The organism is Paractinoplanes toevensis (genome assembly GCF_018332695.1).
GTDB classification, from domain to species: Bacteria; Actinomycetota; Actinomycetes; order Mycobacteriales; family Micromonosporaceae; genus Actinoplanes; species Actinoplanes toevensis.
Genome location: NZ_BOQN01000052.1, coordinates 60,813 through 87,087, shown reverse-complemented (window position 1 = coordinate 87,087; position 26,275 = coordinate 60,813). Strand labels below are relative to the sequence as shown.

The window sequence follows — 26,275 nt, the reverse complement described above, 5'->3', positions numbered from 1 at the left end:
GCCTGAGCGTCAGACGGCGAAGAGCAGGGCGGCGCTGATCAGGACGGTCACCGCGGTGGCGAAGTGGATGCCGAAGGCGACCGCCTTGGTGCCGCCGTTGCGCAGGACGATCAGCGTGTCGCCCAGCGGTGCGAGGGCGACGAGGAGCATGAACCACGCCTCCGCCGGCGCCCCCACGAAGGCCAGGAGGGCCAGGCCGACCAGGCCGTAGGTGAGGTCGCGGACGCCCTTGACCGACAGATAGGCGCTCGGCTGGGACGGCACGCCGTAACCTGCCGCGGCCTCCTGCGGCACCAGGAGGAACCGGGCGCCGATGAAGATGATGAAGAGGTTGAGCACGATGGCGAGCCCGTAGGCGATCGAAGTAAGCACGACAACTCCTTTTGCTAGCGCTGCTAGATATGGGAGCAAAGCTAGCACCACCGTGCTAGGCGCGCTAGTGGCGCTAGGATTGCTGTCATGGCAATTCGAGAGCGTCGTGAGCGGGAACGCCAGGAGCGGGAACGGCTGATCGTCGGTGCCGCCCGCGAGCTGGCCGAGGCCGAGGGCTGGGACGCGGTCACCACCCGCCGGCTCGCCGAGCAGATCGAGTACAGCCAGCCGGTGCTGTACAGCCACTTCAAGGGCAAGGACGCGATCATGGCGGCCGTGGCCGTCGAAGGCTTCGCCGAGCTCGCCGCCGAACTGCGGACCGCCCGGACCTCCGCGGCCGGACCGCAGGCCGCGCTGGCCGCGGCCGCCGGGGCGTACGCGCATTTCGCCGAAACCCGGCCGGTGCTGTACGAGGCCATGTTCACCAACGCCGTCGATCTGACCTTCGCGAGTCCGGAGACACCGGCCGCGCTGCAGGAGGGGTTCGGCGAGCTCCGCGAAGCCCTGCGCCCCCTGGCCGGCGACGACGACCTCGACGTGCGCACCGAGGTCCTATGGGCCGGCCTGCACGGGCTGATGACGCTGACCCGGGGCGGTCGCCTCCGCCCGGAAGGCCACCAGCGGCGGCTGGCCCGGCTGCTGCAGGGCTTCAACGCCTAGTGGCCGACCGCCGCGAGGCTCGACTGCCACAGGCGGCGCGCCCGGTCCGGGTCGGTCGAGCGGCCGGTCGCCGGGAACGGCGTACGCCCGGCGAAGTAACCGCCAGGGACCAGCGCCGCCGGGTCGGTGGCCAGCCAGACGAGGGTGTCGGCGCCCTGCTCGCTGGAGCGGAACAGGCCGGGCGCGAGCCTCGCCACGGTGAAGGACGGGCTCTGCCGCCCGAAGCCGCTGCGGACCAGCCCGGGAAAGAAACACGTCGCCACGATGCCGAGACCGGTCCAGCGGCGGGCCGCCTCCACCGTCATCAGAATGTTGGCCTGCTTGCTTGCCCCGTACGCCAGCCAGCGGCTGAACTGGCGGCGGCCCGGGCGGTCGGGGTCGAGCGTGCCCCACGCCTCGGCCAGCGAGGACGTCGTCACGATCCGGGCCGGCGCGGCCGGCCTGGCGGCGGCCCGCAACCGGTCCAGCAACAGGTGGGTGAGCAGAAACCCACCCAGGTGATTGACCTGTACGGTCGGGTCGTGGCCGTCGGCGGTGGGGCGGCGCACCGAGGTCAGCAGACCCGCGTTGTTCGCCAGCACGTCGACGCGTTCGTGCCCGGCCGTGATCGCCGCGCCCGCCGCACGGACCTCGTCCAGCACCGCGAAGTCGGCCCGGTACGACGCCGGCGTCCGGCCCCCGGCCTCGCGGACCCGGGACACGGCGTCGGCCAGCCGTCGCGGATCCCGGCCGAGCAGCACGACGTCATCACCGGCCCGGGCGAGCGCGACCGCCCCGGCCAGTCCGATCCCCGAGCTCGCGCCCGTCACCACCACAGTTCGCCGCATACGATCATGATGAGGGCATGACCAGGAACCGGCTCGCCGCCGCGTCCGGACTCGCGGTCACCGGCGGCGCGGGCCTCATGCTGTACGCGCTGATCGCCGCGCCGGAACCCTGGTGGCAGGGTTATGTCAGCGAGGCGGGCGCGGCGGGTCACCCGTACGCCATGGTCTATCGCCTTGGTCTGGTCCTTCTTGCCGCCGGCGTCGCGCTCCTCGGCCGGGCGTTGCGGCGGGCCCGGCTTCTTCTGCTGGTCGCGGCCGTGCTGGCCGGCACCTCCAGCGCCGTGCCGTGCACCGATCGATGCCCGTTGCCGCCCTACGAGCCGACGACACCCGCCGATCTCGTGCACACCGGCGCCAGCATCCTGGGCATGGCCGTCCTGGCCGGTGCGATGGCCCTGACCTGGAAGGCGGCCGCGCGCCCGGCGATCCGGCGGCTGACCGCCGCCGCCCTGACGCTGACGTTGCCGCTGAGTGCCGTCTTCGGCCTGACCATGCTGCTCGCCGGGCGCGGCACGACGGGCGCGCTGCTGGAGCGGATTCTGCTCGTCGTCGCCGTGAGCTGGCTGGTCGGCACCGCCCTGCTCACCGCGTCCGACCGTACCGCCCTGGACGGGGCATAAACGATCAACGAACTTGGATACTGTCCCGGGCATGGGATGGCCGACAGCGGTGGTGAGCGCCCTTGCGGTGTTCCTGTCCGTGCCCGCGCCCGGTGCCGCCGGCATCGGCGACGCCTACTACCCCGACTACGGCAACGGCGGGTATGACGTCGAGCATTACGACGTTCGTCTGCGTTATCAGCCGGCCACCGACGAACTCTCCGGCAGCACCACCATCAGCGCGCGGGCCACGCAGGACCTGAGCAGCTTCGACCTCGACTTCCTGCTCGACGTCCGATCCGTGGTGGTCGACGGCCGGCCCGCCGGTTTCGTCCGGCGCGGCGACCACGAGCTGGTGGTCACGCCGGCGCGGGCGCTGCGCCGGGGCCACCCCATGACGGTGCGGGTCACCTACTCGGGCGTGCCGTCGACCGAGGTGGGCGCCGGGTTCACCGCCTGGTTCCGGACGCCCGACGGCGCGCTCGCGGTCGGCGAGCCGGAAGCGGCGTGGTGGTGGTTTCCCTCCAACGACCATCCCGCCGACAAGGCCCGCTTCGACATCTCGGTCGCCGTTCCGGACGGCGTCGAGGTCCTCAGCAACGGCACCATGCCGCGCCCGCCGGCACTGGAAAGCCCCGGCTGGACCAGGTGGAGCTGGCACTCGGCCAAGCCCATGACCACCTACCTGGCCTTCCTCGCCATCGGGCAGTACGACGTGGAGCAGACCCGCACACCGGACGGGCGACCGGTGATCTACGCCTACTCGCGGCTGCTGACCCCGGAGATCGCCGCGGCCGCCCGGGCCAGTGTCGGCCGCACCACGGAGATCGTCGACTGGGAGAGCAGCCTCTTCGGGCCGTACCCGTTCGAGGCCGAGGGCGGCGTGGTGACCCCACCCGGCGTGCTGCCGTTCTCGCTGGAAACCCAGACCCGGCCGGCGTACGGGACGCGACAGTTCCAGCGGGGCCCCGACCTGGGCGTCGTCGTGCACGAGAACGCGCACCAATGGTTCGGCGACAGCGTCTCCCTGGCCCGGTGGCAGGACATCTGGCTGAACGAGGGCTTCGCGACGTACACCGAATGGCTCTGGTCCGAACACGTCGGCGAGGGCACCGCGCAGGAGACGTTCGACGCGCTGTACGACGCCTTCCCCGACGACGACGAACTCTGGAAACTGCCGCCGGGTGACCCGGGCGTTCCGGTCATCACGCCGGAGGTCTACCTGCGCGGGGCGATGACGCTGCACCAACTCCGCGCGACCGTCGGCGACCCCACCTTCTTCCGCATCCTGCGCGCCTGGCCCACCATCCACCGGTACGGCAACGGCGACACCGCGCAGTTCATCGCACTGGCCAACCGGATCTCCGGCCGCCACCTGGACGCGTTCTTCCAGGCCTGGCTGTACACACCGGTGAAGCCCAGCCGGGACACGGTCTCAGCGCGGGCACAGGGCCATGGTTCGAAGATGCGGGCATGACGACGCTGTCGCAACGTCCGGTGGTGCTGCTGGTGGCGGTGGCCCGGCCCTGGTTCTGGCCCGTCTCGTGGGTGCCGGCCTATCTCGGCACCGTCCTGGCCGGTCACGCCTGGCTGCCGGCTCGCGCCGACACCGGGCGCGCGCTGGTCGCGCTGCTGGTCCTGGGCCCGCTGATCTGGGGCGCGGTCCTGGCCCAGAACGACCTGAACGATCTGCCCAGCGACCGGGAGAACCCGCGCAAGGCGACCGCGCCGCTGGTCACCGGCGCGGTGTCGGCCGGGCGGCTGCGCCGGTGGTATTACGGCACGGCGCTCGCCGCGGTCGGTGCCGCACTGGTCGTCGGGACACTGTTCGTGCTCGGGGTGGCCGGCGTGCTCCTGCTGGGCTGGGCGTACAGCGTGCCGCCGCTGCGCCTGAAGGCCCGGCCCGGCTGGGACGTCGCGGTCAACGCGCTCGTGGTCGGGCTCGTCTCGCCCGCCGCCGGCTGGTCGATCACCCGCGACCCGTGGCAGTTCCCGTGGCAGTTCGGGCTGATCGGCGTGCTGTTCGCGGCCGCGCTCTACGTGCCCACCACGGTGACCGACCTGACCGCGGACACCATCGCGGCGGACACCACGTTCGCCGTCCGGTTCGGCGCCCGCCTCGCGTACCGTCTCGGGCTGGTCCTTTGGGGTGCGGCTCTTGTCTTCTCGCTGCTCTGCGCGGCGGTCGACGTTCTGGTGCCCCGCTCGACGCTGATCCCGCAACTGGTGATGGCGCCGGTGCTGTTCGGGGCGTACGCGGTGCTCACCCGACGGCCGACGATCGCCCGGCTGGCGGTCGTCTCCGTGCTGTTCGGCATCCCGACGGCGGGCTTCGCCCTGGCCTATGTGTCCCTATGATGATCACCGATGCGTGCGTGGTGGGAACTGGCCCGGGTCGTCGCCGTCATCGCGTTGCTCGTCGCGCTGCTCGCTCTCACCAAGGGCGTCATCATCCTGCTCGGCGACCGGTTCCCGGTGCCGACGCTGATCGGCATGATCGTCGCGTTCCTCACCCCGCCCGCGGTCATCCTGATCAACCGGGAGCGGGCGCGCCGCCGCATGCGGAACTGGGCCGCCACCGGCGAATGGACCCCCGTCGCGCCGGACGCCCGGACCTGGCCGTGGCAGGACCTGCTTCGGCAGGGCCGGGTACGGGTGCGGCGGGCCTGGACCCGTGAGGTCGACGGCTTCCCGGTCGTGGCCGGCGAGCTGCACTGGACGGGCAACGCGCTGGCCGGGGCGGTCACCGGGGACAAGGGGCGCGGCGTCTTCGTGGTGGTGCGGCTGCCGCTGACGGTGCCGTCGATGGCGTTGCGACCGCCGTCGGGATTCGTGGGCGACTCGTTCCGGCTGGACCGTCCGGAGCTGCGCGCCGCCTATGTGGCCGGGGAGTTGCCGGCGTGGACGGCCCGCGGCGACGAGCTCTTCACGGTGGAGCAGCGCCACGGCTGGGTGTGGCCGGAGACGACCGAGGCGGCGATCCGCCGGGCCCTGCGCACCGTGACCCTGCTCGATCTCGGGCCGGACCTCACGTCCTGAGCTGCTCGAAGGCCGCGCGTATCGGGTTGCCCCGCTGACGGTCCAGGACGGCGAAGACGATCTCGTCGAACCACGGGCTGTCGCCCAGCGCGGCGGCGAAGGCGGCTGCCACCGTAGCCGGGTCGTTGCCGAAGACGCCGCAGCCCCACGCGCCCAGCACGAGCCGGCGATGCCCGTGCGCGGCCGCCACCGCGAGAACCCGGGCGGCTCGGCGAGCGAGGATGGCGGGCACGTCGGGCAGGTGCTCGGGCTGGGCGCGTGCGATGGCCGCCCGGTTGGGGGCGGCCGCGGTCAGGAACGACACCGGGTACGGCGCGGCCAGCAGCGTTCCCTTGTCGTCGCGGAACACCGGCACGGCGGGGGAGTAGATGACCCGGTCGCTGTAGGTGAGCTCGGCGTGGGCGCGGTGGTGGGCATAGAAGTCGCCGGCCGCCCGCAGGCACGGGTACAACGCCGAGCCGCGGGCCAGGCTCTCCTCCTGCGCCTGAGCGCCGTTGAGGAAACCGCCACCGGGGTTACGAGCCGACGCGAAGACCAGGCAGGCGACGTCACCGCCGAGCCGCTCGGTGGCCTCCAATGTCGACTCCCCGGTCACCTCGACCACGGCCGCGGCGCGCGCCCGCGACGGTTCCGGCAGGCTGTCACCGGGAAGGTACAGCCGGGTGCCGGCCACGGCGCGATCGACCTGATCCCGGTAGGCGCCCTGCTCGATGATGGCCAGTGTGTCCCGGGCGATGCCCCGCAGTCGACTGCTCACGAGCGCATCATCTCAGTCGCTCCGCCGCAGAGACCCGGCACCGGATGTCGCTGAATTTCGACACCAGCAGGATCTCGTCCATCTCCATGTTGGTGAGTTCGGGACGGGATATGGAGCATCGGCCAGCGCCGCACACACACGGTGGCGGGGGTCACAGGCGGCGGTTGGTGGGCAGTGACGTCAAGCGCTGAGCCCGCACCAGTACCTGGCGGCGGGCGACGTCCCGGCCGGTCGAGCTGATCTCGACACCCTCCACCTCGTACCAAAGGTCGCCGTTGTACTCCACGGGGCGGTCCCGCTGGACGCGCTCGACCCGCAGCCAGAGAGGCCCACTGCCGAAGAGGTAGTCCTCCTGCGCGAATTCACTCACTGGCCGCTCGGGACCGCGGTTCTTTTCCATGCCGTATCCCATCGCGCCGCTGACTTCGGTGGACCCAGGATGTGCGTGTGCACTCGCAGAATCAAGTGCGTGTGCACGTGCATATGCACGAAGAGGGCACGATATGGAAGATCGGAGTTCGGGGGTAGCCGATCAACCGAGCCGATACGGCTACGCGGCGGACGCTTAGGAGTTCAGGAAGCGGCGGATGAGTGCCTCCGCGCGGCTGGGTGGCACCGCGGTGGCACACGCGCGCTCCATGGCGAGGGCGTACTGCTCGATGTCCAGCGGCCTGTCCAGGTAGACGGCGCCGGTCGGCTGCTCGGCGTAGACCATGTCCGGCAGTTCCGGCTCGGCGAAGCGCAGGATGGCGAACGGCAGCCCCGCGGTGGCCAGTGCGTCAGCCTGGAAAGAGGCGATATGCAACCGGATGTTGGGAGACCGGCTGGCCTCGGCGAGCGCCTCCAACTGGCCGCGCATGACGCCCGGGCCGCCGAGCTGACGACGCAGCGCCGCCTCGTCCACGGCCGCCCACAACACCGCCGGGTTCTTGCCGTGCAATACGCGCTGGCGGCCCTGGCACAACGAGACCCGCCTGCTCAACTGTGCCGGGGAAGAGCCGTCGGAGAGCTCCAGCAGCGCCCGGGTGTAGTCGGGAGTCTGTAGCAGAGACGGAACGAAATGCAGGTCGTACGTGCGGATCATCGTGGCGGCCTGCTCGAGCCCGAGGTACGAAAGGGACCACGGCGGGATGACGTCGGACAACGACTGCCACCACGCGGGCGCGTTCGCCTGCCGCACCAGCTCCAGCAGGGCATGGCGCTCGTCGCCCTCCACGCCGTACAGCATGAGCAGGTCAGCGACGTCGCGCTCCTTGAACGGGACGCGGCCCAGCTCCATCCGGCTGATCTTCGACTCGGACGCCCGGATGTGCCAGCCGGCGTCCTCACGGGACAGCCGCCGAGCCAGACGGTGCCGGCGCAACTGCACGCCCACCCGCATTCGAATGGCCGTCGGGGCGCCCCGGTCGTCGGAGAAAGCCGGCGTCATGAATCCTCCCCACGCCATGGCATCGACTCCCCCGGCGATACCCGCATGCACGTGCATCCAATCGTGCATCCTCACAGCACGTCATCTGACCTACCCGTCCGAGGGACGTCGTCCGCCCCTCCCGCAGCTTCTTGCGGACCGACGACAGCTGCCACGATCTCTCGCGCGCCCGGAGGCGTACACATTCCTCTTGCAACGCAGAGGGGGTCCGGCCATGACCTGCCACCGGTCTGCGGAGCAGCGTTGCCAGGCTCGCGTTGAGGCGCGACGCGGCTGCGATACGGTGCTGGGATGCCAGCTGAGGTTGAGGCCGCCGTACCTATCCTCTATGTGCGTAACATCGAGTCCGCTCAGGCTTTCTACGCCCTGTTCGGCTATAGCAAGATGCAGACGGGCGGTGATGGCGACGCTCGCTGGTCATACCTGAAATGCGGTGAGCACACCCTCCTCCTGGCGTGCGTGCAGCCTGCCCTGATCACGCACGAGTTGCCGTTGGTGATCTATCTGTACGTCACCGACCTGGGCAGGGCACGCGAGCAGTTGGACTCCGCGGGCCACGGCTACCAACTCGCCGGCTATCCCGATCACGCGCCGGGCGGCGAACTGCGCACCCAGGACCCGGACGGCAATGTCGTGCTGCTGGGTCAGCGCAGGGCGGTCGCGGCAGACGCGCGAACCGCACCTAGCGAACCGGAGGCTCGTTTCTCCTTGATCAAACAGGCGGCAGAGGCCATCAGCCAGCGCGGGGGCGCACCCGCAACCTGCCAGGTCCCGGCCCTCGATGGCAGCCCGTGTCCCCGGCCCGCGGAAATCAAACTCGCCGACACCTGGGGAGCGACTGTGTGGGCGTGCCTGACGCACGCCGACGAAGCGCTGATCAACGCACCGGGAGCGTTCATCGCTTCTGAAGACGCGCAAGGTCTCGGGCTGTGGCTCAGCCACCGCGGTGCAACGCCATAACGTAGCGGGAGCAGACTATGGGCACTTCCGCGAATGCACCCTAACTCTCGGTCGGTGACCGAATCGGACCAGGCGGCAGGCTCGGTGCGGTGGTTCAGATCTGGTCGGTGGGGCGGATGACGACCTCGGCGACCGCCCGGCGGCGGGGGCCGGTGACGATGTACGCGACGGCCTCGGCGATGTCGTCGGCCTGCAGGTATTCGACGTCGGCGAACCGGGCCGCCATGTTCTCCTTGACCGCCGCCTGCTGGTGGCCCATCAGCTCGGTGTCCACCAGTCCCGGCTCGACCACGGCGAAGCGGACGTTGCGCCGCGCGAATTCCTGCCGCCACGACTCGGTGGCGGCCGTGACGCCGAACTTGGTCGCGTTGTAGACCGCGGCGTCAGGGATGATGAAGCGCCCGGCGATGGAGCTGATGTTGACCACGTCGGCGACCTGCCGGGGACTGTCCGTGGCGGCCTCGATCAGGTGGGGCAGGGCGGCCTTGGTGACGTACAGCAAGCCGTTGATGTTGATGTTGACCATTCGCTGCCATTCCTCCAGCGGGGCCGCGGTCGACGGCCCGTTGAGCATGACACCGGCCGCGTTGACCAGGATGTCCATCCGGCCGAGCCGCTCGATGGCGGTGGCGACGACGCCGGCCGCCGCGTCGGGGTCGGTCAGGTCGGCGCCCAGGGTGACCGCCTGGCCACCCTGGCCGGTGATCTCCTTGGCCAGCACTTCGATGCGGTCCTGGCGGCGGGCGACCAGCACGACGGTGGCGCCTTCGGCCGCGAGTCGGCGGGCGGTGGCCTGGCCGATGCCGCTGCTGGCCCCGGTGACCAGGGCAACCGTGGACGACAATGTGGTGGTGGACATGGTAGTGACCTCCGAGACTGGATGTATTACCGCTCTTACATTAATGTAAGAGTGCTATTACTGGACGGCAAGGCGGTGTGATCCACCGCATGTAGCCTTGCCACGCGTTCACGGAGAGGGGAGACGTGCCGAAGCGTGCGGGGTACCACCACGGCGATCTGAAAGCCGCTCTGATCGAGAGCGCCCGGACGCTGATCGCCGAGCGAGGCGTGGCCGCACTGTCCGTGGCCGAGGTCGCCCGGCGCACGCAGGTCAGCGGCGCGGCACCCTACCGGCACTTCCCGAGCCGGCTGGCCCTGCTGGCCGCGGCAGCCACCGAAACCGCCGGCGACCTCACCCGCCGATTCCAGGCGGCCTGTCCCTTCACCGGGCTGCCCGGCAGCGACCCGGTCGCCGACCTGGGCGCGGTGGCCGCGGTCTACGCGAAATTCACCGCTGAAAACGGCGCCGGCCTCGACCTGGTTTTCGCCGCCGAGCTACGCGGGATCGGCGACGAAGACCTGATGGACGCCGGCCGCGCCGTCATGGAGCCACCGCTGCGGGCCGCGCTCTCGGTCACCGGCGGCGACGCCAAGGCGGCGCTGAACCTCATCGGGCGCATGTTCGCCACCGCGCACGGCTACGCCATGCTCTGGCGCAACGGCCTCTACGCCGACCGGCAGGACACCGCCGAGGACGTCGCCGTCGAAGCGGCCGCGATCGCCCGGATTCTGGCTGCTGCTCAACGCGCCGCCGAGTAACACCCCAAGGCGGTTTTCTGCCTCTGGTGACCGTGACTCATTGTTGTCTTGGATGCAACGATGCGAGCGGGGGGTGCCGACCGGATCTTCATACCCGCGAACCCGGCGCCGAGGTGACGGGGCGCTCGTGGCGGTGATTCGGCGCCGCCTGACAGGGTAAGCAGATCTGGTGAAAAACGACGTTAATGACCGGTTCGTGCGCGTCCGGGGCGCCGCCGAGCACAACCTTCGGAACGTCGACGTCGACATTCCCCGCGATGCCATGGTCGCCTTCACCGGCGTCTCCGGGTCGGGTAAGTCCTCGCTGGCCTTCGGCACGCTCTATGCCGAGGCGCAGCGCCGGTACTTCGAGTCCGTCGCGCCGTACGCCCGCCGGCTGTTGCAGCAGGTCGGTGCGCCGCACGTACAGGAAATCACCGGCCTGCCCCCGGCCGTGGCCCTGCAACAGCGTCGCGGGGCACCCAGCTCGCGGTCGACGGTGGGCACCATCACCACGCTGTCCAACCTGCTGCGGATGCTCTACTCGCGCGCCGGGACCTACCCGCCGGACGCCCCGCGGCTGGAGGCCGAGGCGTTCTCGCCCAACACCGCGGCCGGCGCCTGCCCACGGTGTCACGGACTGGGCGTCGTGCACGACGTCGCCGAGGACCTGCTCGTCCCGGACCCGTCGCTGAGCATCCGCGACGGCGCCATCGCGGCCTGGCCGGGCGCCTGGCAGGGCGCCAACCTGCGCAGCGTCGTGAACGGCCTGGGGATCGACATCGACCGACCCTGGCGCAAGCTCAGGAAGAAGGACCGGGACTGGCTGCTCTACACCGACGAGCAGCCGTCCGTCCTCGTCGAGCCCGAGCGTGACCGCATCGACAGCGGCTACTACGGGAAGTTCTGGAGCGCCCGCCGGCACGTCATGCACGTGCTCGCCGACTCCAAGAGTGACCGGATGCGCGAGCGGGCGATGCGGTTCGTCCGGAGCGTGCCCTGCCCGGTGTGCCACGGCAGCGGCCTGCGCCCGGAGGCGCTCGCGGTGACCTTCGCCGGCCGCACCATCGCCGACGTCAACGCGATGCCCCTCGCCGCCGTCGTGGCGCTCCTGCGGCCCGCCGCGGGATTGTCCGGGGCCGGGGCTGCCACGCCGACCGCTCGGTCCGGGGAGACGACCGAGGTCGCGGTCCGGCTCTGCGCCGACCTGGTCGCGCGTGTCGAGGTGCTGCTCGACCTCGGCCTGGGTTACCTCAGCCTCGGGCGCCGCTCGACGACGCTGTCGCCCGGCGAGGCGCAGCGCCTGCGTATCGCCACCCAGTTGCGTTCGGGGCTGTTCGGGGTCGTCTACGTGCTCGACGAACCCTCCGCGGGCCTGCACCCGGCCGACGCGGAGCCGCTGCTGGACGTGCTGGACCGGCTGAAGGCGGCGGGCAACTCGCTGTTCGTCGTGGAGCACGACATGGACGTGGTCCGGCGGGCGGACTGGGTGATCGACATCGGCCCCGGCGCGGGCGAGAGCGGCGGACGTGTGCTGTACAGCGGTCCGGTCCCCGGCCTCGAACAGGTCGAGGAGTCGGCCACCAGCCGGTACCTGTTCGGCCGGGCCGAGCCGCTCGACCATCGCCCGCGTACGCCCCAGGGGTGGCTGCACCTGCGCGGCGTCTCCCGCCACAACCTGCACGGCGTGTCCGTCGACGTGCCGCTCCGGGTGCTGACCGCGGTGACCGGGGTGTCCGGTTCCGGGAAGTCGACGCTGGTCACGCAGGTGCTCGCCGAGGTCGTGCGCGGCCACCTCGGGCTGGCGAGCGACGAGCCCGAGGAGGCGGAGCTCGACGTCGACGTGCGGGACGCGGTGGGGCTCGACTCGTTCGACCGGCTGGTCCGGGTCGACCAGCGGCCTATCGGCCGCACGCCCCGGTCCAATCTGGCCACCTACACCGGCATGTTCGACGCGGTGCGCAAGCTGTACGCGGCGACGGACGAGGCGCAGGCGCGCGGGTACACGGCCGGGCGGTTCTCCTTCAACGTCGCGGAGGGGCGGTGCGAGACGTGCCAGGGCGAGGGGTTCGTCGCGGTCGAACTGCTGTTCCTGCCCGGGACGTACGCGCCGTGCCCGGCCTGCCACGGCGCGCGGTACGACGCGGAGACGCTGGAGGTGACCTACCGCGGCAAGAACATCGCGGACGTGCTGGCGATGTCCGTCGACGACGCCGCCAAATTCCTCACCGACATCCCGGTCGTGTCTCGTTGCCTCGAGACGCTCCGGGAGGTGGGGCTGGGCTATCTGCGGCTGGGCCAGCCGGCGACCGAGCTCAGCGGTGGCGAGGCCCAGCGCATCAAGCTCGCCACCGAGTTACAGCGGGCCCGCCGCGGCCACGCGCTCTACCTGCTCGACGAGCCGACCGCGGGGCTGCACCCCGCGGACATCGCGCTGCTGCTGCGGCAATTGCACCGGCTCGTCGACGCCGGCAACACCGTCGTCCTGGTCGAGCACGACCTGGACACGATCGCCGGCGCCGACTGGGTCATCGACCTCGGCCCGGGCGGTGGGGACGCGGGCGGCCGGGTGATCGCGACCGGCCCGCCCGCCACGATCGCCGAGGCCGGGGACAGCGCGACCGGCCGCTATCTGGCGCGCCGCCTCGAACGCTCCTGAGCGGGTGGCCTCCCCGGGGCCGTCAGCGCTTCATGCCCGGCTCGCGGGGGAATCAGTGCCTGCCTGGACGCGTGGAGGCCGCGGTATCCGCGGCGACGGTGAGCGGATCGGTGAGCGGTCGGCCCAGCAGGCGCGCGAGGTCGGGGCTGGTGTTGTCGAGGAATCCGTGGCGGACACCGGTGGCGATCGACGCCAGCATCGGCGGCTGGAACGGCAGCATGCCGGCGTCACCGAGCAGCCGGGCGCGGTACTCATCCAGCCCGATCGTGCGGTGGGTGGTGCCCAGACGCTCAGCGATGCCGGGGGCGGTGATCGGGTTGCCCACCAGCTCGTAGACCCGGCCGGCATGCGCGGTCGGCTCGCTCGCGACGACGGCTGCGGCAGCTGCCAGGTCCGCTCGCGCCACCGCGGACAGGGCGCCGGCGCCGAAGGCTGATTCCAGGCCGTCGGGAGTCCAGGCGAGCAAGGCACCGAAGAGCTCGGCGTACAGGCCGTTGCGCAGGATCGTCCAGGCGAGCCCGCCGGCCCTGATCATCTGCTCGGTGACCCGATGGGCGAGGGCGAACCCGAGATGATCACCGGCACCGGTCAGGCTGGTGTAGATCACCTGGGCCACGCCCGCCCGGCCGGCCGCGTCGAGAAGAGCCCGGTGACGCGCGATGACCTGGTCGTCCTCGGCGTAGCCGGCCGAGACGAGGACCAGCGTCGCAACACCGGTGAGGTCGATTGTCGCGGGGTCGTCGAAGTCGAGGCGGCGCTGTGTGCCGGTGGGAGTCCGGCTGCCTCCCAGGGCAGTCACCCCTCGCTCGTTCAGCTCGGCGAGTGTGCGTGAGGCGAGCTGTCCGTTGACGCCGGTCACCATGATCATTTGGGTTCGGTCTCCTACCGTGGTTCTCTTCAGTAACTACGGTGAGATCTTGAATCCGCGCCCGGCGGCTCACAAGGAGGCAGTTTCGTGTCACTGACGCACACCGAGGTAACCGCCGGCGCCGCCGAGCTCGAACCGTGCGGCCAGCCGGATCACCCCGACTGCGGCATCCGGGACGTCCTCGACCGGGTGGGCGACAAGTGGTCGGTCCTGGTGATCGTCGAACTCGCCAGTGGGCCGCGGCGCTTCCGTCAGCTTCAGCGCGCCATCGACGGGATCTCCCAGCGCATGCTGACTCTCACGGTGCGGCGCCTGGAGCGCGACGGCCTGGTCGCCCGGACCGTGTATGCGACCGTGCCGGCCCAGGTCGACTACCGGCTCACCGAGACCGGCGAAAGTCTCACCTACCTCGTCAAAGCCCTCGCCGACTGGTCGCTGGAACACCGGGCCGCCATCGCCCGCGCCCGTCAGGCGTACGACGGCGACCACCCCGACAACGAGATCCGGTGAGCTCCGAAATACCACCTTTTCGCTCACACACTGGTAAGCCTCGAGCTAATAGCCGCCGGCCGAGATCACGTTCAGCGGGCGGTCGGGTTCTGGACGCCGGAGGTGCGCCTGACCAGCGGCGACGGCAGCCGCCACGCCGTCGATCGGGGTATGTCCCCGGCCGAAATCGGGCTCGGCGACGGGACGGCTGAAGTAGTAGCCCTGCAGCAGTCGGTAGCCGAGCCGATAGAGCGCGTCGGCCTGCTCGGCGTTCGTGCAGCGTGGTCACAGCCTGGCCGCCTTCGAAAACGGCGGTCTCGGTGACCTCTACGAAAAGGCAGTGCGGTGGAAGTCCCGTTTCGGCCAACGTGTCGGCGACGGTCCGGGCAAAGCCGGGCCGGGCGAGTTGACGGGCCGAGACATTGACGCTGACTCGGCCGGGTGCGCTATCGCCCAGTTCAGCCCGCCACCGAGCCATTTGCCGGCAGGCTGTCCGCAGGATCCATGCGCCGAGCTCGACGATGAGGCCGTTCTGCTCGGCCACCGGCACGAATTGCGCCGGACTGACCATCCCTCGCTGCGGGTGCTCCCAGCGCACCAGCGCCTCCACCGCGGCGATCCGGCGCTCCGGGAGAGTCACGATCGGCTGATAGACCACCCGGAACTGCCCGGCGTCCAGGCCGATCTGCATCTCGGCGCCGAGCTTGGCGTGCCCCGTCGACTGCTCATCCATGGCCGGCTCCCAACATCGGTACGTCTGCCCGGCCCTCTTGGCCGCGTACATTGCTGCCTCGGCCCGGCGCAGCACCTCCGTCGGCTCGTCGCGCTCGCCGGTGGCAAGGCCTATCCCGACGCCCACGAGCAGGTCGTGGCCGCCCGCGTGGACCGGTTCGCGCAGCCGGGCGGCGAGTTCCTCGGCCAGCGCGCCGGTTTCCGCGGCACTCCGTCCCGCCAGCAGGACAGCAAATTCGTCACCGCCGATCCGGGCGAGCAGAGCGTCGGCGGGCACCGCGCGCTCCAGCCGTTGAGCAAGGGAGCAGAGCGCCCGGTCACCGGCCCGGCGGCCGAGTTCGTCGTTGACGCTTTTGAAACCGTTCAAGCCGAGCAACGCCACGTGAGCCCGGCCGTCGGCCATCACCGTGCGCAATGCCTGCTCGAATCGACGCCGGTTGGCCAGGCCGGTCAATTCGTCCTGCATGGCGAGCTCTTCCAGAGCGTGGGACTGCCTTTTCAGCTGCGTCAGGATCAGGGTCATCCGAGCGATAGTGAGCAGGATGAGGACGATGGCGCCGCAGGTGATGACCGTGCGGTCGACGGTGTTGCCGCCCGCATGCGGCGTCAGGAGCAGCACCGGGCCGAGCAGCGAGCACGCGGCGGGCGCGCACAGCCGGGCGACACTTTGCTGATTGCTCCGGCCCCGCATGACATCGGTGTCCGCCGTCATCGATGGGTGCAAGGCGGCTGCTGTCCAGAGCAGAGTTGAGGCGACGAATACCGCGTCCAACGCGAACGGGTCGGCGTTGAAGTAGACGTGTGTTCAACACACGACAACTGGAGACGACGTGCTCCTGTCCGGCCGGCTCGAATGGCAGCGAGGCAGGGACAAACTCCGGGTGGCCACCGCCACCAGCGCAGCGGTGTTCCAGCCGGCCCGCGACCCCGTATTGGACGACAGCTCAGTTTCGAGGGCACCCTGCCGATGCTCTGTTTGATCGGGCGGGCGCGCCGGCGCAAGGGAGTTGTGGTGGACGAGCGTCAAGAACGGTGGTTCGGCGTAGGGAACAGCGTTCTACCTGATCCGGCGCAGGCCGGGGCGCAAGCGTGCTACGCGGCGCTCGACGGGCGGCCGGCCACCCTACTGATCGTCTTCGCCTCCCCGTCGCACTCGACGCCGGAGATGGCCGCGGCCGTGCACGCAGCGGCCGGCGGTGAGGTGCTCATGATCGGCTGCTCGACGTCGGGCGAATACGCCACCGACGGTCGAGGCGCCGGCGTCGTGGTCAACGCGCTCGGCGGGCCCGGATTCGCCGCGTCGGTGCGGGCCGTGCCGTACGAGAGCATGGATCTTTACGCGGCCGGCGCGACCGCCGCCTCATGCCTCGACGACATCGACGCCGAGCACCGCGCGGTGCTGCTGCTCGGCGACGGGCGCAGCGCTGACCAGCAGGAGATGGTGCGCGGTGCCTACTCGGTGGCCGGCGCGCAGGTCCCGCTGATCGGCGGCTGCGCCGGCGACGACATGACGCAGACCGGCACGTGGCACTTCTTCAGCTCCGGTACGGATGTACAGGTGCTGCCGAACGCGGTTCTCGGCGCTGCGCTGGGCTCGGCGTCGCCGGTCGGCATCGGGGTGGCGCACGGCTGGCACCGCAGCGGCGAGCCGATGGCCGTCACGCGCAGCGAGGGCGGGAAGATCTACGAGCTCGACGGCGAACCGGCGCTGGACGTCTACACCCGGCTCACCGGTTGCCCGCCCGAGATCGTCGCCGACCCCGGCGCGTTCCTGCAGTTCGCGGCGGTCCGGCCGCTCGGCCTGGCCCGCCGCACCGGCGAGGACATCCGGATCATCTTCGCGGCCGACCCGGACGAGCGGTCCATCTCCGGGCTGGCCGACACCCCCGAGGGCGGCCTGGTCTGGTTCATGGAGGCCGACCCGGAGGCGCTCCGCGACGCCGCGGCCACCGCCGGCTCCGCGGCCGTCGCCGCCGTCGGCGACGCGGACCCGCTCGGTGTGCTGGTCTTCGACTGCTGCGTGCGGCTGCTCGCGCTCGGGCCGGACGGCACCGACCTCGCCGGCCGGCGGCTCGGCGACGCGCTCAGGCCGATCCCGTACGGCGGCTTCTTCTCCAACGGTGAGATCGCCCGCAACCCTGGCGCGAAGGGCATGCACCACCTGACCGTGGTCGCCCTCGCGGTGAGCTGAAAAGCGCCGATGGCAGGCTGGTCTCTCCTTCAGCTCACCGAGTTCTTCAGCGCCATCACCCGGGCCGGCGACGTCGCCAGCGCCGCGCGTATCGCCGTGCAGCGGGCGAGCGAGTCGACCGAGGCCGAAGTGGCCGCCGTCGTCGGCGACGGCGAGGTCGCCTCGTCGGTCGGTCTGGGCCGCGACCCCGACCCGGTCCTGTTCACCGGTCTGCGGGCGACGGCCGACACCACGGCCTTCCCCGGCATCGGGCCGATGTATCTCACCATGCACCCGCTGGACCGGAGCGGCGACGGCCAGCTGATCCTCGCCCGGGCCGACGAGCCGTTCACCGCGGAAGAACGCCAGATGCTTCAGGGCATGGCCCGGGTGCTCGGCCTCGCCCTGCGAAGCCTGCGCACGCTCGAGAACGAGCGGCGACTGCGCCGCGAGCGGGAACAGGAGGCCGAGGCCCGGCTCGGGCTGCTCCGGGCGCTCGAGTGGCGCGAACGGTTGCTCGAGACGCTGCTGCGTATCCAGCGGGCGGCCAACCAGCAGACCCCGCTCGGCGAGATTCTCAGCTCGATCACCGACGGCGCCCAGATGCTGCTGGACGATGTCACGACGGCGCTTGTTCTTCGCGAGCCGGGCGACGCCGACCGGCTGACGGTCGCGTCGCTCAGCGGTCACCAGTCCGGCCATGACGTTCTGGTCGGCGCGGCCCGGCTGGCCATGGAGGCGAACAGTCCGGTGACCGATGGTCCGCTGGCAGCCGTTCCCGTCCACATCGGAGACAAGGTGGCCGGCGGTTTCGTCATCGCCGGCCGGGACGCCACGAGCCGACGACCCGAATGGCGGGACGTGCTGGCCGCGTTCGGCGAGCAGGCCAGCCTCGCGCTGGCGGGCGCCTCGACCCTCGCCGCGGTGCACGCCGCGCAGCACGACCCGCTCACCGGGCTGCCGAACCGGTCCCTGTTCCGGCAGCATGTCCAGCGCATGCTGGCGGCCTGCCCCGATCCGGCGACCGCCGCGTTGCTTTACCTCGACCTCGACCTGTTCAAGCAGGTCAACGACACCCTCGGGCACACGGCGGGGGACGAGCTGCTGCGCGGCGTCGCCGACCGCCTGTCGGCCGCGCTGCGCAGCTCGGACATGGCCGCCCGTCTCGGCGGAGACGAGTTCGCCGTACTGGTGGAACCGCTGAGCGGAGTCGCACAGGCCCAGGACATCGCCCAGCAGGTGATCGACGAGGTCGCCCGGCCCTTCGAAATCGCCGGCCGCCTCGTCACCACACGCGCCAGCGTCGGCATCTCCTACAACCGCGCCGGCCACAGCGTCGAGGAACTGATCGAGGAGGCCGATCTCGCCATGTACCGCGCCAAGAAGACGGTGTCGGGCTCCTACCGCGAATTCGATGAGTCGATGCACACCGGGCCGGCCTTTCATTCGGCGCGGTGACCCGGCCATCGACGACGAGGGCGACCTGACTGTTCCACCGTACGTATCAGCATCGACGGTGGTCTTGCCCTGACCCGGCACGCTGTAGCACGTGGCTGTCAGCGATCAGGTCTCAGTGATTCTGCGAGGCGCTCGTGGGCGCAGCCGTGTGTACCGGCGCAGCCATCGTCTATCCGATTGCGTTGTCGGTGGTCAATTCTGATCCGGCGGCCGGAGGTCCCGGGACACTGGTTGCCGCCGCGGTCGTCGCGGTGATGATCGGCCTTCCGGCGTTGTTTCTCGCCGGCGCGACAGTGGCGTCATTGCTGAATATTCCTCGCCCGTGGCTTGTCGCCGCCGGCGGGCTGCTGGCTGGTGGCCTGACCGCAACCGGCCTGAGCTGCATCATCGCCTTGTTCCTGCAACCGGCGACGGCCTCTACGCCGCTCTTGATCGCCGCAGTGTGCGTAACCATGGTCGGCGCCTACGCCGTGATCGCCGCTGTGGCTCACCGGGAAACGGCAACCGATGTCCTCGACGATGCATGAGACGTTTCGTAGACCCACATCGGCAAAAGCGTGGCGGTGCGCCGCTGGCCCCGTGCCCACGCCCGGCGGTCGACACATGTTTGCCCTTACCGCCATGAACCAGTTTGAGCCGGCAGCCGGGCGCGCCCGCTCGCCGGCAGATCCGGGCGAGATCTGGCATTGGATCGCGCTCTGGAGACCCGATGATCACGGAGACCCGTTTATCTCGGATCGCAAGGAACTGGAGCGCCCGCACCGAACCGACCAGCTCGTCGTCATCACACCGCCCGATTTGCTCAATCTTCCTCGTCGCATCGAGCCATCACGAGGACAGCTATCAGGGTGCCGAGCGTCCGCGAAGACCATCCTGAGTTCTTACTGGAGCGTTACGATCCGGCTGTGCGGAGGAGCGCCCACGGGCGATCCGACGGGGTTCAGGAGGGCCGGTGCCGAAGCTGTTGTCCGAGGCGGAAGTCGATGCTTTCGTTGATCATCGCTTGATTCGATTGTTTGATCACGAGGCTCAGGAAAATCTGCTGAGGCCGGATGAGGTGGGGCATACCTGGCTCAGTGCCGGTTCGTCTTCGGTGCTTCTGCAGTCACCCGACGACATTTACCTGGCACGATTCGCCTTTGAATTCTGGGACGGTCCGCCGGCGCCGCTCGACGTGGTCGATTGGCCCCTCAGCGAGGTTATCCCGTTGTTCCTTCCTTCGGGCTTGCTCGGCGTGGAGGCACCGACGGTGGGTGGCCAGGCCGAGGTATTCGACGTCGGGGAATTCCAGCATTATCGGGTGCAAGCTGGCTGGCGTGCCATTCCATGGGATCCGAACGCCGTCGACGAACCGCAGGCGTACGCGGTGTTTCAGTTCTGGGTTGACGTCGCCAGTTGATCGGAGGTTGGTTGTGCCGGGGCCGCCCGGCCCTCACCCCGGTGGCTTGATCTCACAGCTGGATGACGTGGCCCACCCGGGGTGGGGTTCGGCCCTCGAGGACCTCCAGCCAGGCTTGCTGCAGGTCGGCCGGGCCGGTGCCGACCTGGACGTCGAGCCACTTGTCGGCGACCGCGGTGAAACGCTGCCAGGCCTCGGCGAAACGGGCGTCGAGGCCGTCCAGGCCCCAGTCGTTCCGGCGTTTGCGGATCTGCACCGGGGCGAAGAAGAACTCGTCCGCGGCGTCTGTGTTCGGGACCTGGTTGGTCAGGCCGACCGCGACGTCGCGCACCAGGTGGCTGCCGAGGTGCCGGCGCAGGGCGGCGCGGGTCGCGGGAGCGCCGGACAGGTCCAGGTAGGCGGTCGGCTCGGCGGGCAGGGCACCGATCTCGTCGTACGCCAGCACCTCGTCGTAGCAGCCCAGCTCGCGGGTGAAGGCGACGTTGCCGGGTGAGGTCAGGCCGACCAGGCGCGGGCCGCGGCCGTGCAGCTCGAACGCGGCGGCATACGCGGTCTTGCTGGACGCCGAGGAGAGCACCAGCGTCCGGGCGCCGTAGAAGTCGTTGTCGGTCACCTGGTCGGCGAGCATGAACGAGGTGAAGAACAGCGGCCGGAACAGGATCAGCAGGTCTTCCTGGTCGGCCCGGTAGGCCGGGTCGCCGGTGGTGGACCGGTACGAGTTGTACGGCGACGGCAGGTCGGCCCGGTGCGGGCTGGCGTCGCGGAAGCCGGTCTCGTCGACCCGCGACGGCCGCACGATCAGCTGGCCGGCCGGCGGCAGGTAGCCGTACACCCGCTGGCCGGTCTCGACCACCTCGGCGAAGCCCCACAGCGGCGGCAGCCCCCACTCCGGCCCGAGCCCGCGGGGTTCGCCCGGGAAGAACTGCCAGTACCGCATCGATTCGCCGAGCACGGCGTACGTCACGTTGTTGGCGGTGAGCCCGACCCGGTCGACGCGCAGCAGCACCTCACCCTCGCCGGGTGTCGGCACCGGCCCGTCGACGAGGGTGGTGCGGCCGAGTTCGTCCCGCGCGACGGCGAACGTCCAAGAGGTACTCATGACCTGACGCTATCAAATTGCACTTCAAGTGCAAGATCTCAACCATTGACCGTACGCAGTACGGCCGCCACCAGCTCGGCGTAACCGGATTCACGGTGCGCGGCGGGGGAGAGGGTGTTGATGTTCTTCAGGATGTCGCCGAGCCGGGGCAGCGCGGCCCGGATCGCCTCGAACAGGTCGATCTCCTCGCGGAAGCCGTGCAGGTTGGCCGACGAGACGGTCTTCATCGCGGCGTCCAGCTCCGCGGTCTGCTCCTCCCAGAACCGCACGTACTTCAGACGGTCGACCGGCTTGTAGATCCGGGCGCTGTCCAGCACCACCGGAAAGATCCGCTCCCGCAGGTCGCCGTGCCGGGCCACCTCCAGCAGCTCGAACATGCAGTTCTCCGACCGCAGGTACTTGTCGCTGATGACCAGCACGACGGCGCGGCCCCGGCCGATCTCGCGCATGAACTCCCGGATGTCACCCCGGTAGCCGAGATCCTCGGTGTCCCGGATCATCCGGACGCCCTGCTCCCGGAGGGCCTGGTCGAGCCCGGTCACCACCGGCTTGCTCTCGTCGTTCCACGCGTACGACACGTAGACCTCGCGCGCCGGGGTGATCGGCGGTGGTGGCTCCGGCAGCGTGCGCAGGGCTTCCCGCCACCGCTCGGCCATCTCGCGGCGCAGCGGCACGAAGGCCGGGTGGTCCAGGTGAATGCCGTGCAGCGTGAGAACCAGGTCGAACAGTTGCAGGAAATGCCGGGAACCGTCGCGGAAGTCGCGAACCTCCCGGCCCCCGAGGCGGGCCCGCTGGTCGCCGGTCGGCCTGCCCTCGACCAGTAGCGCAATCACCGGAGCCGGGCTGCCGCGGCGCAGCCGGGCCGCCAGGCCGGTCGGCCAGGCCGACCAGTACGCCGGCGTGCAGATCATCAGCACGGTGTCGTCGTCACGCAGATCTTCGAGGTCGTCGAGCAGATCGACACCGGCGTCGCGCAGGCTGTGCCGCACCCGCTCGACCCATCGGACCTGGTCTCCGGCGTGGCTCAGGTAGCAGCGTGGCGCGGCGGCGCTCCGGGCGTACGCCTTGATCCGCGCGAGGTTGGCCTCGTACTCGCTGCGCAGCCGGGCGTAGCCCTCCTGGCGTGCCACGTCCCCCAGAACGCCGGCCGCCGCCGGTCGGCCGACCACGTCGGCGTCGGGCAGCGGCACCTTCTCCCCGCACTCGCTGCAGAAGAGGAAGCCGCGCCGTTCCCGGCGGCGCTGCACGACGACCGTCCGGTCCTGCCGGTGACCGGCACCGCAGCACACCGGCGTGAACCGGGCGACGTCGACATCCCGCTGCACCAGGAACTTCTCGAACAGCGCCTGGAACAGCTGGCGGCCGTGGTCCGGCGTGCCCGTGCTGTACGACAGCACGAACTCCAGCTCACCCTCGCGTTCCTGGATGACGCGGAGACCGCAGATCTGCCCCCGGTCGAGTTCGAACAGGGTCTGGTTCTGCCACTGCGTGACGCGGGTGAAGAACTGCGAGTAGCCGAGGAGCACGGCCAGGGCCGCGTACGAGTTCTCGACCCGGCCGTGGGCGACGTAGGAGACGTCGTCGACGGTCTCGGCGTCGTCCTGCAGCGGCCGTCGCTGCCGGATCAGGCTCGGAAAGATCAGTACGGTCTCGGCGCCGAGCGTCTCCCGGAAGCAGACGTTGTGCCGGAGGAACCGCACAACGGTCGCGTCGATCAGGACCTCGCGTTCGTCCGGATCCAGTGCGGTCAGCTCGGCGAAGGGATATTCGCCGGTCAGCAGCGCGCTCTCGTCGACCGCGCCCAGCTCGCGGGGGTGCCGGTCGGCGAGCAGGACGATCGACGACGCGAGGTCGGGCAGCAGGCTCGGCACCAGCAGCACCAGTTCGAGACCGGCGGAGCTGCGCAGGACGGCGACGAACCCGTGGTTCTCCAGGTGCCCGACGGCGGCGCGCATCTCGTCGGCGGTGAACTGCCACAGCGGATCCGAGGCGGCGAGGTCGCCAAAAAGCCGCTCGAAGTCGACGAGAACCGGGCCGGTGGTCGCCCGCTCCTTGAGGGCGAGCACGTAGTCCTTGATCCGCTTGAAGGTCACCGTGGTGACCGTCGCGGCGGCCCGGTCCCACGGGATCAGATCCCTGAGGACGCCGAGCAGCTCGTCCACGCCCTCGCCGGTCTTGGCGCTGGTGGCGATATAGCCGCCGGCGATGCCCCGCTGCCGGCAGAGTTCCGCGAGGTCGGCCTGGGCGAGCACGGACGTGCCCCGGTCCTGGCGGCCGCCGACCAGCACGGTCGGCGGCAGCTCACCGCGACCGGCGAGCTGCTCCAGCCAGAAGTCGACGCCCTTGAGCGTCTCGTGCCGGTTGGTCGGGTCGAACAACAGGATGGCCAGATCGACGTGCTCGAGGAAGATCACGTGGATCGGCCGGTAGACGTGCTGGCCGGCCAGGTCCCAGATGACGGCCTCGCACTCGGTGCCATCGGGCCGGGTCACGCCGAGGCTGTTGACGACCCAGAACTGCTGCCCGTGGGTCGATTCGTGCTCCTGGAACTCGTCGTGGGACAGCCGCCAGCCCAGCCCGGTCTTGCCGACTCCGGAGTCGCCGACCAGCACCAGCTTCGCGGTGGTGTAGCGGACCGTGTCGAGCGCGGTGCTGCTCCGTGCGATCGTGGCGAGATCGGTGCGGAAGACGAGCAGTTCGTCCAGCCGGGCCAGCGCGAAATGGCTGCCGTCAGTCGTGAAGGACATCCGGCGAAACAGCCGATCCGAGGTCTCGGACAGCTGGAGGGCCGCGAGCTCGCGGCGATCATCGGCCGACCAGAACCGCACCGATCCGTCCAATGAGGCGGAAACGAAGATGCCACCGTCCGGCGAGAACGAAACGCCGCGTGTCTCGTCCGTGTGTACCTCGATGACACTGATCAGTTGGCCGGCCAGGGGATCCCATAGGCGGACGGATTTGTCCTGGGAAGCCGAGACCAGCAGGTCGTCTCGAGGCGACCAGGCCAGACCACCGCTGTATCCGTAGTGCCCGGTGAGTCGGGTGCGCAGCTCGCCGGACTCCATGTCCCAGATCCGGATCTCAGGATCGCTCGGGTCTCCACTACTGCTGGCGAGGAATCGCCCGTCCGGTGACCAGGCGAATTCGTGGAGACCGCCGGCGTGATCGTCCAGCCGGTGCAATGTCCGGCCGTTGTCGGCCCGCAGGATCAGGACCGTGCTTCGCCTGGAGACGGCGATCTTCTCGCCGCCCGGGCTGACGGCCGCCCCTTCGAGCCTCCTCTGGTCCTGGCCCCAGATCTCTTCGCGACGGTCGAGATCCAGAACTCCGATCCGGAATTCATCGGCCACCATGATTCGGTGGCCGTCCGGCAACCACCCGAACGAGTAGAAGTCGCGTTCTCCCGTGCGGTGGGGCCACATCGGGCGGTCTGCCGACGGGATGACGGTTCTCGCCGGCTGGTCGCCGCCGACCGCCCAGATGGCCACAGTGTTCAGAGCGGAGACACCGATGTAGCGTCCGTCCGGCGAGAACTCGACATCGTTGGCGCCGTTGGCGGGAAGGGCGATCCGGGCCAGCAGTTCCACTCCGTCGGGCAGGGGCTGCCGGAGAACCTCTGCGTCGTCACCCATAGTGATCCAGGTTACGCACCCGGTGAAGGTCCAACCTCCGCCGATCGGGTGACCGGGATCGTGTGTGCGTGCGACGCGCTGGCGGCGGCCACGTTGGCGGGGCTGCGGTGCCGGCCCAGCAGCAGGGCCAGGGCGATGCCGGCCACCGCCATGATCGCCATCAGGATGGCCGAGCGGGACAGCCCCGCGGCGAGGGCGTCGCTGGGACTCGCGCCCGCGGCCCGCTGCGTCTCGGTCGCGGCCGCGTAAACGGTCGCGGTGGCCGCGGTGGCCAGGGAGCCACCGACGTAACGGGCCATGTTGGAGATGCCCGACGCGGACCCGACCTGATCCGGCGACACCGACGACGTCGACGCCGAGGATGCGGGTCCGTTCGACAACCCGAGGCCGACGGCCATGACGACCAGCGGCAGCACGAACATCGCGTAGTGCCAGTCGGACTGGGCGAAGCCGAGGGCACCGAACCCGACGGCGGACAGCACGAACCCGAGGGCGACCGCCTGGCGCGGACCGATCCGGACGGCGACCGGGGTGATCAGCGGGGTGATGGCGATCATCACGGCCACCGCGGGCAGGGTGGCGAGGCCGGCTTGGAGGGCGGTCATACCGGACGCGTCCGGGTCCTGGAAGTACAGGCTCAGCACGTACATCAGGCCGTTGATCGTGCCCGCCACCAGCAGGATCGCCAGGGTGGCGCCGACCAGCACCTTGTTGCGGAACAGGGCGAGGTCCACCAGCGGGGCGGTGACCCGCCGTTCGGCCGTCACGAAGCCGACCACCCCGAGGGCGGAGATCACGAAACAGGAGATGGTGGCGAGCGAGGCCCAGCCCCAGTCGCCGCCCTCGCTGAGTGCGAGGACCAGCGGGACCAGGATGACCGCGATGAGTACGGTCCCGGCCCAGTCGATCGAGCGCGGCCGGTGCGGGTCCCGGGATTCGCGCACCATGAACAGGGTGATCGGGATGCACGCGGCCGCGATCGCCGCGTCGATCCAGAACAGGCCCTGCCAGCCGGTGGCGCCCACCAGCAGCCCGCCGATCAGGGGGCCGGCCGCGCCACCGGCCGCCGAGGCCGCGCCCCACAGGGTGACCGCCTTCATCTGGCCGGTGCCGGACGAGTCCACCGACAGCAGGCTCATGCCGCAGGCGAGGATCGTGGAGCCGGCGGCGCCCTGGATCATCCGGCCGGCGATCACCCCGAAGGCCGACGAAGACAGAGCGATGAGTACGCACGACGCCACGAACAGCAGAAGGCCGCCGAGGAACACCCGGCGCCGCCCGAACACGTCGCCGAGTGCGCCCGAGGTCACGATGACCGCCGCGCCGACCAGCATGTAGCCGGTCACCGCCCACTGCAGAGTGGAGACCGGCGCGCCCACGTCCTGGCTGATCGCCGGCAGCAGGATGGTGACCGCCGACGTGTTGGCGTTCACCACCAGGGTCGACACGCAGGCGGCGAGCAGCACACCCGTTCCGGCCTTCACGTCCAGATCCGTCATGGCGCCAGTTTCGGCGGGCGGCCGGGCCGGCCACATCGCTCGGCACGGA

General features: G+C 70.3%; 24 protein-coding genes. 13 read left to right on the top strand and 11 right to left on the bottom strand.

Annotated elements, in window-relative coordinates; genetic code table 11:
* Positions 1-9: 9 nt before the first annotated feature.
* On the bottom strand, positions 10-372 hold the full coding sequence (locus Ato02nite_RS20140) for a DUF4267 domain-containing protein (RefSeq protein ID WP_213008120.1): 363 nt from the start codon (positions 370-372) through the stop codon (positions 10-12).
* A gap of 87 nt (positions 373-459) precedes the next feature.
* Here Ato02nite_RS20140 and Ato02nite_RS20135 point away from each other — a divergent pair, with 87 nt between their 5' ends.
* Complete coding sequence (locus tag Ato02nite_RS20135; protein ID WP_213008119.1) at positions 460-1,032, top strand: TetR/AcrR family transcriptional regulator; 573 nt, start codon at positions 460-462, stop codon at positions 1,030-1,032.
* On the opposite strand, the gene Ato02nite_RS20130 is transcribed toward Ato02nite_RS20135, so the two are convergent.
* Positions 1,029-1,859 (bottom strand): SDR family NAD(P)-dependent oxidoreductase, encoded by an 831-nt coding sequence (locus tag Ato02nite_RS20130; RefSeq protein WP_246607236.1) that lies wholly within the window; start codon positions 1,857-1,859, stop codon positions 1,029-1,031. The two genes, Ato02nite_RS20135 and Ato02nite_RS20130, sit on opposite strands and share 4 nt — an antisense overlap.
* Positions 1,860-1,876: 17 nt before the next feature.
* Between Ato02nite_RS20130 and Ato02nite_RS20125 the strand changes: the two genes are divergently transcribed.
* From Ato02nite_RS20125 to Ato02nite_RS20110, 4 genes are read left to right on the top strand one after another with little or no spacing between them, the layout of a single operon-like run.
* The gene (locus Ato02nite_RS20125) at positions 1,877-2,479 is read left to right on the top strand and encodes a DUF998 domain-containing protein (RefSeq protein ID WP_213008118.1); all 603 of its coding nucleotides are present in this window, start codon (positions 1,877-1,879) and stop codon (positions 2,477-2,479) included.
* A gap of 31 nt (positions 2,480-2,510) precedes the next feature.
* Entirely contained in the window at positions 2,511-3,935 is a 1,425-nt protein-coding gene (locus Ato02nite_RS20120; protein ID WP_213008117.1) for a M1 family metallopeptidase, read from the top strand.
* Complete coding sequence (locus Ato02nite_RS20115; protein ID WP_213008116.1) at positions 3,932-4,816, top strand: UbiA prenyltransferase family protein; 885 nt, start codon at positions 3,932-3,934, stop codon at positions 4,814-4,816. The genes Ato02nite_RS20120 and Ato02nite_RS20115 overlap by 4 nt, the downstream gene beginning before the upstream one ends.
* Positions 4,817-4,825: 9 nt before the next feature.
* Positions 4,826-5,497, top strand: coding sequence for a hypothetical protein (locus Ato02nite_RS20110; RefSeq protein ID WP_213008115.1), 672 nt, complete (start codon positions 4,826-4,828; stop codon positions 5,495-5,497).
* On the opposite strand, the gene Ato02nite_RS20105 is transcribed toward Ato02nite_RS20110, so the two are convergent.
* The 3 genes from Ato02nite_RS20105 to Ato02nite_RS20095 form a co-directional block, all read right to left on the bottom strand.
* A complete protein-coding gene (locus Ato02nite_RS20105; protein ID WP_213008114.1) occupies positions 5,487-6,254 on the bottom strand; it encodes a TIGR02452 family protein in 768 nt (255 codons plus the stop codon). The genes Ato02nite_RS20110 and Ato02nite_RS20105 overlap by 11 nt on opposite strands.
* 151 nt (positions 6,255-6,405) lie before the next feature.
* A complete protein-coding gene (locus tag Ato02nite_RS20100; RefSeq protein WP_213008113.1) occupies positions 6,406-6,654 on the bottom strand; it encodes a hypothetical protein in 249 nt (82 codons plus the stop codon).
* A 165-nt stretch (positions 6,655-6,819) separates the two neighbouring features.
* Positions 6,820-7,683, bottom strand: a complete 864-nt coding sequence (locus Ato02nite_RS20095; RefSeq protein WP_246607235.1) for a DUF5753 domain-containing protein — start codon at positions 7,681-7,683, stop codon at positions 6,820-6,822.
* Positions 7,684-7,974: 291 nt separating this feature from the next.
* On the opposite strand from Ato02nite_RS20095, the gene Ato02nite_RS20090 reads away from it, so the two are divergent.
* On the top strand, positions 7,975-8,643 hold the full coding sequence (locus Ato02nite_RS20090; RefSeq protein ID WP_213008112.1) for a VOC family protein: 669 nt from the start codon (positions 7,975-7,977) through the stop codon (positions 8,641-8,643).
* Between the two features lie 94 nt (positions 8,644-8,737).
* Here Ato02nite_RS20090 and Ato02nite_RS20085 read toward each other — a convergent pair whose 3' ends face one another.
* Positions 8,738-9,502, bottom strand: coding sequence for an SDR family NAD(P)-dependent oxidoreductase (locus tag Ato02nite_RS20085; RefSeq protein ID WP_213008111.1), 765 nt, complete (start codon positions 9,500-9,502; stop codon positions 8,738-8,740).
* A 125-nt stretch (positions 9,503-9,627) separates the two neighbouring features.
* Here Ato02nite_RS20085 and Ato02nite_RS20080 point away from each other — a divergent pair, with 125 nt between their 5' ends.
* Complete coding sequence (locus tag Ato02nite_RS20080) at positions 9,628-10,242, top strand: TetR/AcrR family transcriptional regulator (RefSeq protein WP_213008110.1); 615 nt, start codon at positions 9,628-9,630, stop codon at positions 10,240-10,242.
* A gap of 169 nt (positions 10,243-10,411) precedes the next feature.
* Complete coding sequence (uvrA, locus tag Ato02nite_RS20075; RefSeq protein WP_213008109.1) at positions 10,412-12,880, top strand: excinuclease ABC subunit UvrA; 2,469 nt, start codon at positions 10,412-10,414, stop codon at positions 12,878-12,880.
* A 52-nt stretch (positions 12,881-12,932) separates the two neighbouring features.
* On the opposite strand, the gene Ato02nite_RS20070 is transcribed toward uvrA, so the two are convergent.
* The gene (locus Ato02nite_RS20070) at positions 12,933-13,679 is read right to left on the bottom strand and encodes a Rossmann-fold NAD(P)-binding domain-containing protein (RefSeq protein WP_213008108.1); all 747 of its coding nucleotides are present in this window, start codon (positions 13,677-13,679) and stop codon (positions 12,933-12,935) included.
* A gap of 156 nt (positions 13,680-13,835) precedes the next feature.
* Here Ato02nite_RS20070 and Ato02nite_RS20065 point away from each other — a divergent pair, with 156 nt between their 5' ends.
* Complete coding sequence (locus Ato02nite_RS20065) at positions 13,836-14,258, top strand: winged helix-turn-helix transcriptional regulator (RefSeq protein WP_246607233.1); 423 nt, start codon at positions 13,836-13,838, stop codon at positions 14,256-14,258.
* Here Ato02nite_RS20065 and Ato02nite_RS20060 read toward each other — a convergent pair.
* On the bottom strand, positions 14,161-15,435 hold the full coding sequence (locus tag Ato02nite_RS20060) for a putative bifunctional diguanylate cyclase/phosphodiesterase (protein ID WP_246607251.1): 1,275 nt from the start codon (positions 15,433-15,435) through the stop codon (positions 14,161-14,163). The two genes, Ato02nite_RS20065 and Ato02nite_RS20060, sit on opposite strands and share 98 nt — an antisense overlap.
* A gap of 546 nt (positions 15,436-15,981) precedes the next feature.
* Between Ato02nite_RS20060 and Ato02nite_RS20055 the strand changes: the two genes are divergently transcribed.
* From Ato02nite_RS20055 to Ato02nite_RS20040, 4 genes are all read left to right on the top strand, one after another.
* On the top strand, positions 15,982-17,160 hold the full coding sequence (locus Ato02nite_RS20055; RefSeq protein ID WP_213008106.1) for an FIST signal transduction protein: 1,179 nt from the start codon (positions 15,982-15,984) through the stop codon (positions 17,158-17,160).
* Between the two features lie 9 nt (positions 17,161-17,169).
* The gene (locus Ato02nite_RS20050) at positions 17,170-18,597 is read left to right on the top strand and encodes a GGDEF domain-containing protein (protein WP_213008105.1); all 1,428 of its coding nucleotides are present in this window, start codon (positions 17,170-17,172) and stop codon (positions 18,595-18,597) included.
* Positions 18,598-18,731: 134 nt separating this feature from the next.
* Entirely contained in the window at positions 18,732-19,124 is a 393-nt protein-coding gene (locus tag Ato02nite_RS20045) for a hypothetical protein (protein ID WP_213008104.1), read from the top strand.
* A 425-nt stretch (positions 19,125-19,549) separates the two neighbouring features.
* Positions 19,550-19,996 (top strand): hypothetical protein, encoded by a 447-nt coding sequence (locus Ato02nite_RS20040; RefSeq protein WP_213008103.1) that lies wholly within the window; start codon positions 19,550-19,552, stop codon positions 19,994-19,996.
* Between the two features lie 52 nt (positions 19,997-20,048).
* Here the strand turns inward: Ato02nite_RS20040 and Ato02nite_RS20035 are convergent, their stop codons facing one another.
* From Ato02nite_RS20035 to Ato02nite_RS20025, 3 genes are read right to left on the bottom strand one after another with little or no spacing between them, the layout of a single operon-like run.
* Positions 20,049-21,095 carry a DUF2855 family protein gene (locus Ato02nite_RS20035; RefSeq protein WP_213008102.1) on the bottom strand — a complete coding sequence of 349 codons (1,047 nt, stop codon included), beginning with the start codon at positions 21,093-21,095 and terminating at the stop codon, positions 20,049-20,051.
* A 38-nt stretch (positions 21,096-21,133) separates the two neighbouring features.
* The gene (locus tag Ato02nite_RS20030) at positions 21,134-24,727 is read right to left on the bottom strand and encodes a TIR domain-containing protein (RefSeq protein ID WP_213008101.1); all 3,594 of its coding nucleotides are present in this window, start codon (positions 24,725-24,727) and stop codon (positions 21,134-21,136) included.
* Between the two features lie 11 nt (positions 24,728-24,738).
* Positions 24,739-26,226, bottom strand: a complete 1,488-nt coding sequence (locus Ato02nite_RS20025; RefSeq protein WP_213008100.1) for an MFS transporter — start codon at positions 26,224-26,226, stop codon at positions 24,739-24,741.
* Positions 26,227-26,275 lie beyond the last annotated feature (49 nt).